Here is an 18,101-nt window from a genome sequence, read left to right as displayed (position 1 = left end):
GATACCTCATCAGACAATGTCGTTCACGTTCAGCCAGCGGCCTTCCTGGTGCGAGAGTGCGATGGCGTCCAGCACCCGCGAAACCTTCCAGCCCTCTTCAAAGTCCGGCCACATCGGCACATCAGCGGCAATACCGTCGACCAGGTCGCGTACTTCCACCGTTTTTTGATCGTTAAAGCCGATACCATGGCCCGCCCCCATGCAAAACGCACCATAGTCCGGATGTGACGGACCCACGAGCAGCGTGCGGAATCCCTGGCGGTTTACCGGGTCGTCATGCAGATAGAGCTTCAGTTCCGCCATCCGCTCCTGGGTAAAACTGATGGCCCCTTTGGTGCCGGTTATCACATACGACAGTCCCATCTTGCGCCCGCAGGCGACGCGGGACGTTTCAATCACCCCTTGTGCTCCGCCGGCGAAACGGACCATCGCGTGCGCCTGATCTTCGTTTTCAACCGCAACGTTTTGCGACGAACCGGCCTGCGCCGGGCGTTCAGGCACAACAATTTTTAAATCACCGCAGACCTGCTGAATGTCCCCGACCAGATACTGCGCCATGTTGACGATATGCGCCGCCAGGTCCCCCAGTGCACCCAGCCCGGCGGTCTCTTTAAAACAGTGCCAGTGAATGGGAGAAAGCGGGTCGGCCATATAATCTTCGTTGTGGGTACCGTAGAAGTGGATCACCTCGCCAATCTCGCCGCGGGCGATGATCTCTTTCGCCAGCTGTGCCGTCGGGTTTTTCATGTAGTTAAAACCCACCAGCGTTTTCACCCCTGCCCGCTTCGCGGCGTCCACCATTTCACGTGCGTCATGGGCATTCAGCGCCAGCGGCTTTTCCGAGTAGACATGCTTACCGTGGCGAATGGCCTCCAGCGCCATCTCTTTATGCAGATGGTTGGGCGAGCATATATCCACGACATCAATCGCCGGGTCAGCCACCAGTGCCCGCCAGTCGCCGGTTGAGCGGTTGAAGCCAAAGGCCTGCGCCCGCTCTGCCGCCAGCGCGGGCGTCACTTCCGCCACCATCTCGCGCACCAGTTTGCCGCGCAGGGTAAATACCGTCGGCGCCTGGGCATAGGCGATGGCATGTGCCTTGCCGATATACCCGGTGCCAATCAATCCAATACGAACCTCTTTCATCCTGATCCTCACAATGCGCCGCGACGGCTCTTGGCATAGGTGTCGAATGCCACCGCCAGAACGATAATTAATCCGGTGATTATTTGCTGGTAATAGGCCGAGACGTTCATCAGCACCAGACCGTTAATCAGGATCCCCATAATGATGGAACCAATGATGGTGCCGCCGATGCGTCCATAGCCGCCCATCAGCGAAGTGCCGCCGATGACCACCGAGGCGATAACGCGCAGTTCAAAGGAGATCCCGGCGACCGCTTCCGCACTGCCAAGACGTGCGCTGAGAATGAAGCCCGCCAGTCCCGCCAGACAACCAATCAGCACATAGACACTCACCAGCACGCGCTTCACGTTGACCCCCGCCAGGCGCGCTGCCTCCGGGTTACCGCCGATGGCATAGACGAAGCGTCCCCAGCGGGTTTTATGCAGCGCCAGATACCCGCCAAGCGCCACGATGGCGAAAATCCAGATTGGAATGGAGATGCCAAGCAGCTCCCCGCGTCCCCACCAGCGGTAACCCGGGTCGAAACCTGCAATGGGCGCGCCGTCGTTGATCACCAGCGTCAGGCCACGCCAGATGGTCATCCCGCCGAGCGTGACGATAAACGGCGGCAGGCGCAGGCGGGTTACGCCCAGGCCGTGCAGGAAGCCAATCGCCGTGCCCATCGCCAGACAAATCCCCAGCCCAATCAGCCAGCTCATGCCGCCCCAGGCGTTCGGATCAACGGTGGTGAAGTTGTCGCCCTTAATCACGTATGCGGCGGTCATGGCGCAGACCGCCAGGATGGAGCCGACTGAAAGATCGATACCGGCAGTCAGAATGACGAAGGTCATCCCCACGGCCATGATCCCGTAGATGGACACCTCGGTCAGGATGTTGAAAATATTGCGTTCAGAGAAAAAATTGCTGTTCTGCGACTGAAAGAAAATCAGCAGCAGGATCATGAAAATCAGTACCCCGAAGCGCTCGAAGAAGGCGATGGGATCGAGGCGTCCGCTGCGTTTCACCGGAACCTGCGTTTTAGAAATCATCTGCGTCATGGAAAACTCCGTTATGCCGCGTTGAGGGCGTTGTGGTTGATGGCCATCATCGTCATCAGCCGCTCTTCGTTAGCGTCGTCGCCGTGGATCTCACCGGTCACCCGGCCTTCACTGAGCGTGATGATCCGATCGGATACCGCCATCACTTCAGGCAGATCGGAGGAGATCACGATCACCGCCACGCCCTGTTTGGCCATATCAAACAGCACCTGGTGCACTTCCGACTTGGTGCCCACGTCAATACCGCGCGTCGGCTCATCGACAATCAGCACCCGAGGGTTCAGCGCCATGCAGCGCGCCAGGATAACTTTCTGCTGGTTACCGCCGGAGAGCTTGCGCACCTCCTGCGCGCTGTTGACCATTTTGATCTGCAGCGCCTTGCGGTAGGACTCAATCAGATCGTCCTCTTTGCGGGTATTCACAAACCAGCGCCACTGCATCAGAGAAGAGAGACTGGAGAGCGACAGGTTGTCGCGAATCGATAACCCCAGCACCGCCCCCTCTTTCTTGCGATCTTCCGGGACCAGCGCGATGCCCTGCTCAAGGGCGTACATTGGGTCGCGCGGTTGATACGGGACGCCGTCCAGTTCAAAGCTGCCCGAGGTAAAGGCATCCGCCCCGAACAGGCAGCGCGCCACTTCGGTGCGCCCTGCCCCCACCAGGCCGGCAATGCCCAGTACTTCTCCGGCGTGGACATGGAAGCTGATGTCATGCAGGGCAATGCCGTGCGGATCCAGCGGCGGTTTTTCGCGGCTTAGCCCTTTTACTGCCAGACGGACCGGCTTGTTTTCATGATGGGTTTCGCTGGCGGGACGACGATTAAAGGCCACGTCACGCCCCACCATCAGACGGATCAGCTGCTCGACATTGGTTTGCGCCACGGCGCCACTGCCGGTGAAACGGCCGTCCTGGAAAACGGTAAAGCGATCGCAAAGCTGGAAAACTTCGTGCAGTCGGTGGGTAACGTAAATAATGCTCACCCCCCGGTTTTTCAGCTCGCGCACCACGCGGTGCAGGCTTTCCACCTCGCTGTCGCTCAGCGCCGCGGAGGGTTCATCCATGATGATCAGCCTGGCGTTCAGCGTCAGCGCCCGGGCAATCTCGACCATCTGCTGCTGGGCTACGCTCAGACGGGCGACAGGCGTGGTTGGCGCAACGTTCAACTGCAGATAATCGAGTATCACCTGCGCCTCCTGGTTCACCGCTTTTTCGTCGACAATCAGGTTACGTTTACGCGGCTCGCGCCCGAGAAACATGTTTTCCGCGACGGTCATATTGGGCAGCAGGTTAAATTCCTGATAGATAGTGATAATGCCCTTGTTCTGCCGCTCAACCGGTGAATCGTCCACCGGCAGCGTGTCGCCGTTGAACCAGATATCCCCGCGCGTTTGCGGCTGTGCGCCCGCCAGGGCTTTCAGCAGCGTGGATTTCCCCGCTCCGTTCTCACCCAGCAGCGCGTGGATCTCCCCGGCACCGACGGTGAGCTGTGCGCTGCTCAGCGCCCAGACGCCAGAAAAGCTTTTTGCCAGGTCGGTCACTTTCAGTAAGGGTTGCGACATCGGTCTGCTCCTCCTTAATAGTGAGCCGCCACCTGCGCGGCGGCTCCGGATAAATCAGTTACCGGCCTCACTGATGCGCTCAGCCTGCTGCAGATTTTCTTTGGTGATAAGCGTTGGCGGGTAGTCCGCGCCGGTGATGGCTTTCTTCTCACGCACGTTGGCCACCAGCTGGCTCATCGCCGTTTGTACCGCGAAGCCCGGGCGCTGATCCGCCGTGACCGCCAGCCAGCCGTCGCGCACGCGCGCCAGCGCCTCAGGGACCGCGTCAAATCCGGTCACCAGAATTTCGCCTGGCTTCACGCCCTGGCCCTGCAGCGCTTCAATTGCGCCCAGTGCCATGTCGTCATTGGCGGAGAGGATCACCTGTGGGCGTTTCGGCAGTGACGGCAGAACGCTTTCCACAATGCGCATCCCTTCAGAACGCATCCAGTTGCCGGTCTGATCGGCAACGATCTTGTACTTGTCCCCGCCCGCCTTCAGGCTGTCGCGGATCCCTTTGGTACGTTCAATGTTGGAGGAGGAACCTGGCTGGCCGGTGAGCAGAATAATGTCTGCCCCGTTGGGGAATTTGCTTTTAACGAAGTCGCCAATCGCCTGGCCGCCTTTGTAGTTGTTGGCACCAAAATGCGGCACCTTCTTCTGGCTGTCGACGGAGCGGTCAAGCGTCACAACGGGCAGATTCGCATCCTGAATTTCATCCACCGCGCTGGAGACGGCATTGACGTCATTCGGGGAGACGATGAACCCCTGCGCACCACGGGTGATGGCGTTTTCCAGGTCAGCGACCTGTTTCGGCGAGCTGCCCTGCCCGTCCAGTACCTGAAGCTTTACGCCCATCTCTTTTGCGGCTTTTACCGCGGTACGCTGCATGTGAACTTCAAACGGCATCGCCAGGTTTGGTGTACTGAAAACTATTTGCTCGTTTTCGGCCATTGCTGCCCCGGCGGTCATGGCGATGAGGGCGGCTAAGATCAGTTTTTTCATTATTATGTCTCTCTGTGTAGGGTGGTTGTGTTTAGAGGACGATCTCACGCTGGCTACGCAGGGATTCCAGCGCTTTATCCGCCAGGTACAGCGCACGTTCACCATCATCGCCGCTACAGTCAGGCGTCGCTTCGCCGCGCAGCACCGCAACAAAGTGTTCCCATTCCGCGGCGTAAGCGGATTTGTAGCGCTGCAGGAAGAAGTGTTCCGGCAGCGCGCCGGTGCAGCCCTGTTTGCCGTAGTGCTGCACCTGATTTTCAAGAATATTGCCCGCACACAGCAGGCCTTCTGAGCCGTGCAGCTCCAGGCGCTGGTCGTAGCCGTAAGAAGAGCGGCGGCTGTTGACGATGGTCGCCATCGCGCCGGAGGCATACTTCAGTACGATAAACGCGGTATCGATATCCCCCGCCTCGCCAATCGCCGGATCCACCAGATTGCTGCCCTGGGCATACACCGACACCGGCTCTTCGCCCATGATGAAGCGCGCCATATCAAAATCGTGAATGGTCATGTCGCGGAACATACCGCCGGAAACGCGCACATATTGCGCCGGTGGCGGGGACGGGTCGCGGGAGATAATCAGCAGCGATTCGGGCTTGCCGATCCGCCCGGCCTGCACCTCGGTTTTGACCCGGCGAAACTGCGGGTCAAAGCGGCGGTTAAAACCGATAAACAGCGGTACGTTGTACTCGTTAACCACTTTCAGGCAGTCGCGCACGCGGGCAAGATCCAGGTGTACCGGCTTTTCACAGAAGATCGCTTTGCCGTGGCGGGCGGCCATCTCAATCAGATCCGCGTGGGTATCCGTCGCAGACGCGATCAGCACGGCATGAACGTTTGGGTCGCTCATCGCGTCCTCCAGGCTCTGCAGACGAGCCTGATATTGCGTGGCGAGGCGGGTGGCAAATTCCTGATTCGGGTCGACCACAGACCAGAGCGTGGTCTCACTGTGGCTGGCGATGTTAGCTGCATGTACCTGGCCAATTCGGCCAGCGCCCAGTAAAGCAATGTTAAACATAACGGCTCCCGGTGTTGGTGAATGCTGTGAACTAACGACCCCTTAAATAAAACATTTATTTCATTTTTATAAATAGTGAAAATTATATTTTTGAGTGCAGGTTAACACTTTTGAGATGATTGAGATAAATTTTGTTATCAATATCACAACATTGCAGCCGCTCCGTGATGCACTTGCCACAGGAACACAGGAGACAAAATGGCGACAGGTGTGCCCTCTCCCGTGGCGGGAGAGGGTGAGAATGAAGGCAGTGAAAAATGAAATGAAAATTTCGTTATGGCGGGAAATACTTAATACTGGCGTGCTTTTTTCAGCTGCGCCTGGGTTTGCTCGGCGGCTTTGCGCACCGCAGACGATCCCGCGACCTGCGCATCACCGGTTCGCCACCATGACGCGTAATCATGGGTCATGGTTTTTGGCAGCACTTTGATATCCAGCAGCGTTGGGCCAGGATGCGCCCGCGACGCCTCCAGCGCCGCCAGCAGACTCTGCTCGTCGTGGACCCGCCACGCGCGACAGCCGTAGCTTTCCGCGTTCTGGGCGAAATCGACTTTTACCAGCGGCCCGTCAAGCCGGCCTGAATCTGGGTTTCGATGACGGTTTTCCGTACCGAAGCTCCCCATCCCGTGCCCCATCTGCAGGTTATTAATGCAGCCGAAGCTGGCGTTATCAAACAGCAAAACGGTGACGTTGATCCCCTCCTGCACCGCGGTTTGTAGCTCGGAGTGCAGCATCATGTAGGAGCCATCCCCCACCATGGCGTAAACCGGCTGATGCGGGCTGGCAAGCTTCGCGCCTATCGCCGCGGCAATCTCATACCCCATGCAGGAGTAGCCGTACTCCAGGTGGTAACTGTCCGGCGTCTTCACCTGCCAGAGGCGCTGTAAATCTCCGGGCAGCGATCCGGCCGCGCCCACGACGATGGCGTTATCTTCGATATGTTGATTGATAAGCCCCAGCACCCGCGTCTGGGTCAGACGGGTGTTGAGCGCCTCACCGTATTCCGCCAACTGCGCATCAAGGTGCCCTGCCACTTCAGGCGCATCGTCGGGATGCCACTGACGGCCCCATAAGCGCTGGCACTCCGCATGCCAGGCAGATTTCACCTGAGCAATCTCCTCTCCCCAGTGGCTTCGGTACGCCGGGAGCGCCTGCGTTAAAGCATGCAGCCCGGTTTGCGCATCGGCAATCAGCGCCGTGGCATCCAGTTTCAGGGCATCAAATTCGGCGACGTTCAAAAGCAGGAACTCGACGTCCGGATGGGAAAAGAGCGCTTTGGAGCCGGTGGTAAAGTCCGTCAGGCGCGTGCCGATGCCAATCACCAAATCCGCCCTGGGTGCAAGCTGGTTAGCGGCCATTCCGCCCGTCACACCGATCCCCCCCAGATTAAGGGGGTGATCGCTTACCAGCGCCCCCTTTCCGGCCTGGGTTTCGGCAAACGGCAGTTGCAGCGTCTCGACAAATTCCCGAAATGCCTCATGCGCGCCGGAATAACGCACGCCCCCGCCACACACCACCAGCGGACGGTGTTTACGGGCAATCAACGCCTGTGCCTGGGCCAGACGCTGGGGGTCAGGCGGACGGCGTTCAATGTGATGCACGCGACGCGCAAAGAAGCTCAGGGGATAATCCCAGGCTTCGCCCTGTACGTCCTGCGGCAGGCAAATGGTCACTGCCCCCGTCGCTGCGGGGTCAGTAAGCGTTCGCATCGCATTTAACATCGCGCTCATTAACTGTTCCGGACGGTTAATGCGGTCCCAGTAGCGTGAAACGGGACGGAAGCAGTCGTTGGTGCTGATACTGAGATCGTGGTACTGCTCGATTTGCTGCAAAACCGGATCGGGCTGGCGGCTGGCATAGATATCCCCTGGTAACAGCAGGAGCGGAATGCGGTTCGCGGTGGCGGTCGCCGCGGCCGTCACCATATTAGCCGCGCCGGGCCCGACGGATGAGGTGACGGCAAAAATGCGCCGACGGCGATGCTGTTTGGCGAATCCGGTCGCCATATGGGCGATGCCCTGTTCGTTACACCCCTGCATCACCTGCAGGTGGCCAGGATCCTGCTCCAGTGCCTGGCCGATACCCAGCACGTTGCCGTGACCAAAAATGGTCGCCACGCCCTCCACGAAGGGCGTTTCGTGTCCATCAATGGAGACATACTGTTGATTAAGGAATCTGACCAGGGCCTGAGCCATGGTCATACGTTCGGTTTGCATAAAACCTCCTGTCAGCCCAGCGTCGGCATGGAGAACGCAGCGCCAGTCTCCTGCTGCATTTCCGGCCAGCGTGCGGTGATGGTTTTCATTCGGGTGTAGAAACGCACGCCGTCGTTGCCGTGGACATTCAGCGCACCAAAGATCGAACGCTTCCAGCCACCAAAACTGTGGAACGCCATCGGCACCGGGATCGGCACGTTCACCCCAACCATCCCTGCCTGCACCTCTTCGCAGAAGCGGCGCGCGCAGCCACCGTCACGGGTAAATATTGCCGAGCCATTACCATATTCATGCCGGTTAATCAGGTCCACCGCGCTGCTGTAATCTGCAACACGCACCACAGAAAGTACCGGCCCGAAAATCTCTTCTTTATAAATGGTCATCTCCGGCGTGACGTTATCGAACAGCGTTGGTCCAACAAAATAGCCCTGCTCGTGGCCTTTCACGCTGAACCCACGGCCATCCACGCGCAGGCGGGCTCCCTGAGTTTCCCCGCTGTCGATATAGCCCAGCACTTTGTTACGGTGTGCCGAGGAGATAAGCGGCCCCATTTCGTTCTCTGGCGTCTGGTCCAGACCCGGTCCGACGCGCAGCGCGGCAATCTGTTTTTCCAGCCGGGAACAGAGTTCATCAGCGGTGTTATCCCCCACCGCCAGCACCACCGACAGCGCCATGCAACGTTCTCCCGCCGCGCCGAAGGCTGCGCCCATAATCGCGTTCGTCGCCATATCCATATCGGCATCCGGCATTAAGATGCAGTGGTTTTTTGCCCCGCCCAGCGCCTGACAGCGTTTACCGTGGGCGGAGGCGGTCTCGTAAATGTATTGGGCGATCGGCGTTGAACCGACAAAGCTCACAGCCTGCACGCGCGGGTCAGTCAGCAGCACGTCAACCGACTCTTTATCGCCCTGCACCACGTTAAACACGCCGTCAGGCAGGCCGGCGTCTTTCAGCAGTTTTGCCAGCGCGAGCGCCAGAGAGGGATCTTTTTCCGACGGTTTCAGCACGAACGTGTTGCCGGTGGCCAGCGCAATCGGGAACATCCACATCGGCACCATTGCAGGGAAATTAAACGGCGTAATCCCGGCACATACGCCGAGCGGCTGCATCAACGAGTGGCTGTCGACACCGGTGCCGACGTTAGCGGAGTGCTCACCTTTTTGCAGATGCGGGATGCCACAGGCAAACTCCACCACTTCCAGGCCGCGGGTCAGCTCGCCCACCGCGTCGGAGAAGACTTTGCCATGCTCTTCGCTGATGATGCGGGCCAGGCGCTCCATGTTCTCTTCCAGCAGCGCTTTGAAGCGGAACATCACGCGTGCGCGTTTAAGTGGAGAATGGCGCGCCCAGCCAGGAAAAGCCTGCTGTGCTGCGGCAATCGCCTGTTCGGTTTCCTGTGCCGTACTCATCACCACCTGGCGGATCTGCTCTCCGGTGGCCGGGTTGAAGATTGCCTGAACGCGCTGGCCTGAACCGGTGACACACTCGCCGTGAATAAAATTCGCTACCGTCTCCATCCTTAACCTCTCGCTGTTGATACGTGACTGTTACCTGAACACTATATATGAAACAAATATTCCATTTTAAGTTGAAATAAAATAAATGATGATTATTGTGATCAAGGATGGATTTTTATGTTAACAGCCACCATCACCGGTGCAGCCTGCGCTATTAAGGCATTTCAGGCGTTGAAATGCGTGAAGCTTCTGTTTCATTTTTGAGGCCAGATGGACGGCCGGCATTTAAAAGACGCGGTTTTGCGTTTAGAATCATAAAACTATGCATAGGGGGTAAAATGACCACAGCAACCAGCCTGAATGAGCTGCAGCAGCAAATCCGCGATCGCTACGATAGCCTGAGCAAGAGGCTGCAGCAGGTCTCCCGCTATGTGCTGGATAATACCAACAGCGTGGCCTTTGATACGGTCGCCGTCATTGCCGAGCGTGCCGATGTGCCGCCGTCAACGCTGATCCGTTTTGCCAATGCTTTTGACTTCACCGGTTTCAACGAGATGAAACAGCTGTTTCGCATGAACCTGGTGGAAGAGACCGCCAGCTACAGTGACCGCGCCCGGCTGTTTCGCGAAATGGAAAGTCAGGCCGTCCCGGAAACCCCGCTCGATATTCTGCAGGAGTTCGCCCGTTCAAATGCGCAGGCCCTCCAGCAGCTGGCCGCCCGCGCCGAGCCGGAGATGCTGGAACGCGCCGTGCAGTTGCTGGCCGAAGCCGACACAATCTATATCGCCGGGTTACGCCGCTCGTTTAGCGTCGCCGCCTATCTGACCTACGCCCTGAGCCACCTGGAGTGCCGCCCTATTCTGCTCGACGGAATGGGGGGGATGCTGCGTGAGCAGATCAACCGCATCAAGGCGCAGGACATCGTGGTATCGATCAGCTTCTCGCCGTATGCGGAAGAGACGGTGATGGTCAGCGAAACCGCCGCCAGCGTCGGCGCGCGGCAGATTGTGATCACCGACAGCCAGATAAGCCCGCTGGCCACCTTCAGCGATCTCTGTTTTGTGGTGAAAGAGGCGCAGGTTGACGCGTTTCGCTCGCAGTCGGCGACGCTGTGCCTCGTGCAGTCGCTGGTGGTAGCGCTGGCATATCGGCTGGGAAGTGGGAAGTAACGGAGAATAAAAAACCCCCTGCGCAAGCAGAGGGTTTGGGGTGATATCAGGGGAAAATCATTCCCACTCAATCGTAGCCGGTGGCTTACCGCTGATGTCATACACCACGCGGGAGATACCGTTCACTTCGTTGATAATGCGGTTAGAGACGCGACCCAGGAAGTCGTACGGCAGGTGCGCCCAGTGCGCGGTCATGAAGTCGATGGTTTCTACCGCACGCAGGGAAACAACCCAGTCGTACTTACGGCCATCGCCCATCACGCCGACAGAGCGCACCGGCAGGAACACGGTGAACGCCTGGCTCACTTTGTTGTACAGGTCAGCTTTGTGCAGCTCTTCAATGAAGATAGCGTCCGCACGACGCAGCAGGTCGCAGTACTCTTTCTTCACTTCGCCCAGCACACGCACGCCCAGACCAGGACCCGGGAACGGGTGACGGTAGAGCATGTCGTATGGCAGACCCAGTTCCAGGCCGATCTTACGTACTTCATCTTTGAACAGCTCACGCAGCGGTTCAACCAGGCCCATCTTCATCTCTTTCGGCAGGCCGCCCACGTTGTGGTGAGATTTGATAACGTGTGCTTTACCGGTTGCGGAAGCCGCAGATTCAATCACGTCAGGGTAGATGGTGCCCTGCGCCAGCCATTTAACGTCTTCCAGCTTCAGCGCTTCTTCATCGAACACTTCAACGAAGACGCGACCGATGATTTTACGTTTCGCTTCCGGATCGTTCTCGCCGGCCAGCGCGTCGAGGAAGCGCTTCTCGCCTTCCACGTGAATGATGTTCAGACCGAAGTGGTCGCCGAACATATCCATAACCTGCTGCGCTTCGTTCAGACGCAGCAGACCGTTGTCCACGAATACACAGGTCAGGTTTTTGCCAATTGCGCGGTGCAGCAGCATCGCGGTGACAGAGGAGTCAACACCGCCGGACAGGCCGAGGATCACTTTGTCATTGCCAACCTGCTGGCGGATACGCTCAACGGCGTCGTCGATGATTTTTGCTGGCGTCCACAGTGCTTCACACTGGCAGATATCACGCACGAAGCGTTCCAGCATGCGCATACCCTGACGGGTGTGGGTCACTTCCGGGTGGAACTGCACACCGTAGAAGCGTTTTTCTTCGTTCGCCATAATCGCAAACGGGCAGTTATCGGTGCTGGCAACGGTCACAAAGTCAGACGGGATGGCGGTGACTTTGTCGCCGTGGCTCATCCACACGTCCAGCAGCGGTTTGCCGTCTGCGGTCAGGGAGTCTTCGATACCGCGAACCAGCGCGCTGTCGGTGACGACTTCAACCTGCGCGTAGCCAAACTCACGCTCGTTAGACCCTTCTACGTGGCCGCCCAGCTGCATGGCCATGGTCTGCATACCGTAGCAAACGCCGAATACCGGCACGCCCGCTTCAAACACGTACTGCGGTGCGCGTGGGCTGTTCTCTTCGGTAGTGCTTTCCGGGCCGCCGGACAGGATGATGCCGCTTGGATTGAATTCGCGAATCTGTGCTTCCGTGACATCCCATGCCCACAGTTCACAGTAAACGCCCAGTTCACGCACGCGACGTGCCACCAGTTGAGTGTACTGAGAACCAAAGTCCAGGATGAGAATGCGATGTTTATGAATGTTTTCCGTCATTGACGCTAATTCCGAGGCAAGTGAAACAAATACAGAGCGCCCGGCATGAGCCGGGCGCGGAAATTTATCAGGAGCCCAGACGGTAGTTCGGGGACTCTTTGGTGATCGTCACGTCGTGAACGTGGCTCTCCTGGATACCCGCACCGCTGATGCGTACGAATTCCGCTTTAGTACGCAGCAGGTCGATGGTACCACAGCCGGTCAGACCCATACAGGAGCGCAGGCCGCCCATCTGCTGGTGAATGATCTCTTTCAGGCGGCCTTTATAGGCAACGCGGCCTTCGATACCTTCCGGTACCAGTTTGTCAGCGGCGTTATCGCTCTGGAAGTAACGGTCGGAAGAGCCTTTAGACATCGCGCCCAGGGAGCCCATACCACGGTATGATTTGTAAGAACGGCCCTGGTAGAGTTCGATTTCGCCCGGGGATTCTTCAGTACCGGCCAGCATGGAGCCAACCATGACGGCTGCAGCACCTGCAGCGATCGCTTTCGCGATGTCGCCAGAGAAGCGGATACCGCCGTCAGCGATAACCGGAATACCGGTGCCTTCCAGCGCTTCAACCGCGTCGGATACCGCGGTGATCTGCGGAACGCCTACGCCAGTCACGATACGGGTGGTACAAATAGAGCCAGGACCGATACCGACTTTCACCGCGCTGCAGCCTGCTTCAGCCAGTGCGCGAGCGCCTGCGCCCGTTGCAACGTTACCGCCGATGATCTGCAGGTCCGGGTATTTCGCACGGGTTTCACGAATACGTTGCAGAACGCCTTCGGAGTGGCCGTGAGAGGAGTCAATCAGCAGTACGTCAACGCCCGCAGCCACCAGCGCGTCAACACGCTCTTCGTTACCTGCACCCGCGCCAACGGCAGCACCTACGCGCAGACGGCCATGCTCGTCTTTACAGGCGTTAGGTTTACGTTCTGCTTTCTGGAAATCTTTAACGGTGATCATGCCCAGCAGGTGGAAGTTCGCGTCTACAACCAGTGCTTTCTCAACGCGCTTCTCGTGCATTTTAGCCAGCACGACGTCACGGGTTTCGCCTTCACGGACGGTTACCAGACGCTCTTTCGGGGTCATGTATACGCTGACAGGCTGGTTCAGGTCAGTCACGAAACGCACGTCACGGCCGGTGATGATGCCCACCAGTTCGTTATCTTCGGTGACAACCGGGTAACCGGCGAAACCGTTACGTTCGGTCAGGGCTTTCACTTCGTGCAGGGTGGTGGTTGGCAGAACGGTCTGTGGGTCAGACACGATGCCGGATTCATGTTTCTTCACGCGGCGAACTTCTTCAGCCTGACGCTCGATAGACATGTTTTTATGAATAAAGCCGATGCCACCTTCCTGTGCCAGGGCGATAGCCAGGCGCGCTTCAGTCACGGTGTCCATTGCCGCAGAGAGCATAGGAATGTTCAGGCGAATCGTTTTCGTCAACTGCGTGCTGAGATCGGCAGTATTCGGCAGAACGGTGGAATGAGCGGGAACGAGGAGGACGTCGTCAAACGTCAGTGCTTCTTTAGCGATACGTAGCATGGGCAATATCTCTGACCTGGTGGGTGGTTAAATATTGCCGTGGCATTATACAGAGCGTAACCGATTGCATCCACACTTTTTTATAAAAAAACCTTGCACTCCCCTCTCAGCAGGTTACTATCGACTGAATAACTTGCTGATTTAGAATTTGATCCCGCTCACATGTTATCCACTCAATCCCCCTCAATTTTTACTGTCAGCCGCCTTAATCAGACGGTTCGTTTGCTGCTTGAGCAGGAAATGGGGCAGGTCTGGATCAGCGGTGAAATCTCTAACTTCACGCAGCCTTCATCTGGTCACTGGTACTTCACATTAAAAGACGACACCGCTCAGGTGCGCTGTGCAATGTTCCGCAACAGCAACCGCCGCGTGACGTTTCGCCCTCAGCATGGTCAGCAGGTTCTGGTTCGTGCCAATATCACCCTGTATGAGCCGCGCGGCGATTACCAAATCATCGTCGAAAGTATGCAGCCTGCGGGCGAAGGTGTATTGCAGCAGAAGTACGAGCAGCTAAAAGACAAACTCTCGCAAGAGGGTCTGTTCGATCAGCAGTTCAAAAAACCGCTCCCCTCACCTGCCCACTGCGTTGGGGTGATTACGTCAAAAACCGGGGCGGCACTGCACGATATTCTTCATGTCCTCAAACGCCGCGACCCGTCCCTGCCCGTTATCATCTACCCGACCGCTGTTCAGGGTGATGACGCACCGGGTCAGATTGTCCGCGCCATTGAACTTGCAAACGCACGTCAGGAGTGCGACGTGCTGATTGTCGGGCGTGGCGGCGGTTCGCTGGAAGACCTGTGGAGCTTTAACGACGAACGTGTGGCACGGGCCATTTTCGCAAGCCAGATCCCGGTCGTCAGCGCCGTCGGCCACGAAACGGACGTAACGATAGCTGATTTTGTGGCGGATTTACGCGCGCCAACGCCCTCCGCAGCCGCGGAAGTGGTGAGCCGCAATCAACTGGAGCTGCTGCGTCAGCTGCAGAATGGTCAGCAGCGTCTGGAAATGGCGATGGACTATTTCCTGGCCAATCGGACGCGCCGGTTTACCCAGCTTCATCATCGCCTGCAACAGCAGCATCCGCAATTGCGGCTGGCCCGTCAGCAAACCGTGCTGGAGCGTCTGCGTCAGCGAATGAACGTCGCACTGGATATTCAGCTCAAGCGCGCGGTCTCGCGCCAGCAGCGTATTACTCAGCGCCTGAACCAGCAGAACCCACAGCCAAAGATTTATCGCGCGCAAACGCGTATCCAACAGCTTGAGTATCGACTGGCAGACACTATCCGCGCACGTCTTAGCACCACACGTGAACGCTTTGGCAACGCCGTGACCCACCTCGAGGCGGTCAGCCCGCTCTCGACGCTGGCACGAGGCTATAGCGTAACGACCGCCACCGACGGTAAAGTGCTGAAGCAAACGAAGCAGGTGAAAGCCGGAGATGTTCTCACCACCCGTCTGTCAGACGGCTGGGTGGAGAGCGAAGTGAAAGAGATTAAACCGGTGAAAAAAACGCGCCAGCGAAAAACCGGATAATTCTTCGTCGGTTACAAACTATACTGCTGCTATTCCCTTTTATCTGGCCTTGCCCGAACTAAGGAGAGCAGCATGTCTTATCTTCACAGCGTCATTCCCCCCTATATTCTTCGTCGCATTATCGAAAGTGGCTCTGAGCCGCAGCAGCGCTGCGCCCGTCAGACATTAACGCATGTGCAAACGCTCATGGCGCATATGCCGGGCAAACCCGCCGCGCCGCACGTCAATAAAGCCGGTCAACTGGAGCGTGATATTTACGATGCCAGACAGACGCAGGAGCTGCCGGGTACCCAGGTGCGTTATGAGGGCCAGCCGTCAAATGGCGATGTGGCCGTTGATGAAGCCTACAATTATTTGGGGGTCACCCATGATTTCTTCTGGAAAATGTATCAGCGCGATTCGCTTGATAATAAAGGCCTGATCCTGACCGGTACCGTGCACTATGGCCGGGAATATCAGAACGCCTTCTGGAATGGTCAGCAGATGGTCTTTGGTGATGGCGACGGCGAAATATTTAACCGCTTTACTATTGCCATTGACGTCGTGGCCCACGAGCTAAGCCACGGTGTCACCGAGACCGAAGCCGGGCTTATCTATTTTGAGCAGTCTGGCGCGCTAAATGAATCATTGTCAGATGTATTTGGCTCGCTGGTCAAACAGTACCACCTCAAACAGACCGCCGATGAAGCCGACTGGCTGATTGGTGAGGGGCTGCTGGCAGACGGTATTAACGGCAAAGGGCTGCGCTCCATGTCAGCGCCCGGCACCGCCTATGACGATCCTCTGCTCGGTAAAGACCCGCAGCCTGGGCACATGAAAGACTTTATCAAAACGCGCGAAGACAACGGCGGCGTACACCTGAATTCAGGTATTCCCAACCGGGCGTTTTATCTGGCCGCGAAGGCGATTGGGGGTCATGCCTGGGAAAAAGCGGGATATGCCTGGTACGACACAGTTTGCGACCGTCACCTGGCGCAAGATGCCGATTTTGAGGCCTTCGCAAAACTGACGGTTGCCCACGGCGAGAAACGGTCCGGTGGCGACGTGGCGGCTGCGATAAAACAAGCCTGGGAACAGGTGGGAGTGCTGTAAATGCAGGTTCCGGAACTCACAGATGACGCCGTCGTTGAGCTGGCCCGGGAAGGCGGCGTCGCTTTTATTCCTAAGCTAAGCGGCCAACGCACCATTACGCTTTCGTCACTCAACGAGGCCCAGCGTCAGCGCGTGGTAAACATCCTGGAGCAGGCATTTCCACGCGGCCAGCCGCCGGGTGAACCCACCTCGCCGGGGAGTGGCGATCAGCGTTATTTTCGCATCCAGATAATCTGGACTCAGCACAATCAGGCCCAGTACACCGATATGATTGTGCTGGTGCCTGAGCAGGAAGCCCCTGAGTCGCTGGTCGAGCTGTGGCAGAAAGGCGAAGGCTGCGTGTGTGATTAAGCCTCAGCCGGGACAAACTCCACGCGCTTTTTCGAAATCAGGCCGTGGCCGTTCTGGCAGAAATAATCCACCGCACCGCAGGCTTTTAAGACCTGGAGTGGCTGATGACACTCCGGGCAGCGGGCTTCGAGCGCGATATCCTTATCGCAGTGCTCACAGTGGGCGACGCCATTTTGCACTTCAAGCTCTGCGTGGCAATCCGGGCAGGTAATCGACATGATGACTCCTTTGCTGGGCATTCTGTAATACGTTGATATTAACACGCAGCACTCAGTGCGGGCCACGCAGCTGTTGCTGTAAGGTCAGCAGCAGTTCTACTTCCGCCATTCGACGGCGTGTCGTCCGGCTCACTTCTTCCGGGTCACATTCGAACAGACTTTTCTGCCCCAGAATGCGCTCTGCCAGGCAGTGCATATAAATCGTGCCTGGAATATGCCAGCGCTGAACCCGATCGCCGTCCGTCAGCACGAGCACATCTTCTGCTCCGTGACGATCGTGGCTTATGACGCGCCCGTCATGCAGATACAGCCGTAACCCTTTTTGCCCGCCTGACGGTCCCGCATATTTGTTGAGCCAAATCTCCACCGGAATGCCACTAAGCTGCCCGCGAAGATGAGCGCTGCCCTCTGCCGTGGTGAGATCGCCCTGTTTGATCTCACGCCCAAGCCGGTCAGTAGCGGCAACCACCTGCAGCGTCATATCATCCCCGCCCCCCAGATAACGCACCGTTTCACGCAGCATCGCCAGCACATGCGTGCCGATGTCCAGGATAACGCCGTCAGGATGGCGAAGCGTGCGGGTGTCCACTTCACCCGTGGCGAAGTTAAGCGCGACAGGTTCTCCTTTTGCGTTAAACCCGCTCGGTTCCTGCAAAAAACCGTCAATTCTGGCGATATCAGCAAAAGTCCCGATCAGCCCAAGCTGAACCGTTGCGAGGCGCGCCATCCAGTGGTCAAGTGCGAGCACACGGGACGCCGCACCGGGCAACGCCAGCAGCCTGTTCAGTTTTTCGAGCTGCGCGAGCGTAGCGACGATGGGTTTTTCAACCACGATCCGCGCCACAGGAGACGCCAGGGCGTGCTCCAGCACCTCAAGATGCTGCAGAGAAGCCGTGGTAATAAACAGGGTATCAAGAGGATGTGAGAGAAGTTCGGTGAGAGAGGCGCAGCGCGTTACGCCTTCAGGGTGTCTGCCAGGCTGAACATCAAACCCCAGGCAGTGCAGTGAATCGCCATACAGATTGTGTAATGCGGGTAAGTACGCGGTTTCCACCACCGCGCCAAGACCAACAAACCCTAACAGCATCTTCTACCTCGTCGAGTAAATTACCGGGGCAAACGCCTGCCCCGGTATTGACGAGCAAGGCGTTA

Annotated in this window: 15 protein-coding genes; 4 read left to right on the top strand and 11 right to left on the bottom strand. The window is 57.7% G+C overall.

All coding sequences use genetic code 11. The features are described from left to right. Positions 1 to 9 precede the first annotated feature (9 nt). The 7 genes from L466_RS15020 to L466_RS15050 form a co-directional block, all read right to left on the bottom strand. Positions 10 to 1,143, bottom strand: coding sequence for a Gfo/Idh/MocA family protein (locus tag L466_RS15020; RefSeq protein WP_020883047.1), 1,134 nt, complete (start codon positions 1,141 to 1,143; stop codon positions 10 to 12). 8 nt (positions 1,144 to 1,151) lie between these two features. Then, the gene (locus L466_RS15025) at positions 1,152 to 2,180 is read right to left on the bottom strand and encodes an ABC transporter permease (RefSeq protein WP_014171147.1); all 1,029 of its coding nucleotides are present in this window, start codon (positions 2,178 to 2,180) and stop codon (positions 1,152 to 1,154) included. Between the two features lie 11 nt (positions 2,181 to 2,191). Then, the gene (locus tag L466_RS15030) at positions 2,192 to 3,739 is read right to left on the bottom strand and encodes a sugar ABC transporter ATP-binding protein (RefSeq protein ID WP_014171148.1); all 1,548 of its coding nucleotides are present in this window, start codon (positions 3,737 to 3,739) and stop codon (positions 2,192 to 2,194) included. A 54-nt stretch (positions 3,740 to 3,793) separates the two neighbouring features. Continuing rightward, on the bottom strand, positions 3,794 to 4,723 hold the full coding sequence (locus L466_RS15035) for a sugar ABC transporter substrate-binding protein (RefSeq protein ID WP_020883045.1): 930 nt from the start codon (positions 4,721 to 4,723) through the stop codon (positions 3,794 to 3,796). Positions 4,724 to 4,754: 31 nt separating this feature from the next. Continuing rightward, on the bottom strand, positions 4,755 to 5,741 hold the full coding sequence (iolG, locus tag L466_RS15040) for an inositol 2-dehydrogenase (protein ID WP_025203474.1): 987 nt from the start codon (positions 5,739 to 5,741) through the stop codon (positions 4,755 to 4,757). A gap of 290 nt (positions 5,742 to 6,031) precedes the next feature. After that, the gene (gene iolD, locus L466_RS15045) at positions 6,032 to 7,957 is read right to left on the bottom strand and encodes a 3D-(3,5/4)-trihydroxycyclohexane-1,2-dione acylhydrolase (decyclizing) (protein WP_032680494.1); all 1,926 of its coding nucleotides are present in this window, start codon (positions 7,955 to 7,957) and stop codon (positions 6,032 to 6,034) included. An 11-nt stretch (positions 7,958 to 7,968) separates the two neighbouring features. Beyond that, positions 7,969 to 9,474 (bottom strand): CoA-acylating methylmalonate-semialdehyde dehydrogenase, encoded by a 1,506-nt coding sequence (locus L466_RS15050; protein ID WP_014171152.1) that lies wholly within the window; start codon positions 9,472 to 9,474, stop codon positions 7,969 to 7,971. A 278-nt stretch (positions 9,475 to 9,752) separates the two neighbouring features. Here L466_RS15050 and L466_RS15055 point away from each other — a divergent pair, with 278 nt between their 5' ends. Continuing rightward, positions 9,753 to 10,583, top strand: coding sequence for a MurR/RpiR family transcriptional regulator (locus tag L466_RS15055; protein ID WP_032680493.1), 831 nt, complete (start codon positions 9,753 to 9,755; stop codon positions 10,581 to 10,583). Positions 10,584 to 10,640: 57 nt separating this feature from the next. Here the strand turns inward: L466_RS15055 and guaA are convergent, their stop codons facing one another. Next, the gene (guaA, locus tag L466_RS15060) at positions 10,641 to 12,218 is read right to left on the bottom strand and encodes a glutamine-hydrolyzing GMP synthase (RefSeq protein ID WP_014171154.1); all 1,578 of its coding nucleotides are present in this window, start codon (positions 12,216 to 12,218) and stop codon (positions 10,641 to 10,643) included. Positions 12,219 to 12,285: 67 nt separating this feature from the next. Continuing rightward, entirely contained in the window at positions 12,286 to 13,752 is a 1,467-nt protein-coding gene (guaB, locus tag L466_RS15065) for an IMP dehydrogenase (protein ID WP_020883040.1), read from the bottom strand. Positions 13,753 to 13,914: 162 nt separating this feature from the next. Here guaB and xseA point away from each other — a divergent pair, with 162 nt between their 5' ends. The 3 genes from xseA (at position 13,915) to L466_RS15080 (ending at position 16,731) form a co-directional block, all read left to right on the top strand. Further along, positions 13,915 to 15,288, top strand: a complete 1,374-nt coding sequence (gene xseA, locus L466_RS15070; RefSeq protein WP_014171156.1) for an exodeoxyribonuclease VII large subunit — start codon at positions 13,915 to 13,917, stop codon at positions 15,286 to 15,288. Between the two features lie 72 nt (positions 15,289 to 15,360). Continuing rightward, positions 15,361 to 16,380: a M4 family metallopeptidase gene (locus tag L466_RS15075; protein WP_014171157.1), complete on the top strand. Its 1,020-nt coding sequence runs from the start codon at positions 15,361 to 15,363 to the stop codon at positions 16,378 to 16,380. Further along, a complete protein-coding gene (locus L466_RS15080; protein ID WP_032678683.1) occupies positions 16,381 to 16,731 on the top strand; it encodes a protealysin inhibitor emfourin in 351 nt (116 codons plus the stop codon). On the opposite strand, the gene L466_RS15085 is transcribed toward L466_RS15080, so the two are convergent. Beyond that, positions 16,728 to 16,949: a zinc ribbon domain-containing protein gene (locus L466_RS15085; protein WP_025203470.1), complete on the bottom strand. Its 222-nt coding sequence runs from the start codon at positions 16,947 to 16,949 to the stop codon at positions 16,728 to 16,730. The two genes, L466_RS15080 and L466_RS15085, sit on opposite strands and share 4 nt — an antisense overlap. A 52-nt stretch (positions 16,950 to 17,001) precedes the next feature. After that, positions 17,002 to 18,036 (bottom strand): Gfo/Idh/MocA family oxidoreductase, encoded by a 1,035-nt coding sequence (locus L466_RS15090; RefSeq protein WP_032680492.1) that lies wholly within the window; start codon positions 18,034 to 18,036, stop codon positions 17,002 to 17,004. Between the last annotated feature and the right edge of the window lie 65 nt (positions 18,037 to 18,101).

Source organism: Enterobacter sp. BIDMC 30 (genome assembly GCF_000534355.1).
GTDB classification, from domain to species: Bacteria; Pseudomonadota; Gammaproteobacteria; order Enterobacterales; family Enterobacteriaceae; genus Enterobacter; species Enterobacter ludwigii.
Note: the sequence above shows the minus strand (reverse complement) of the source record. Positions and strands in the feature narration are given on the sequence as shown.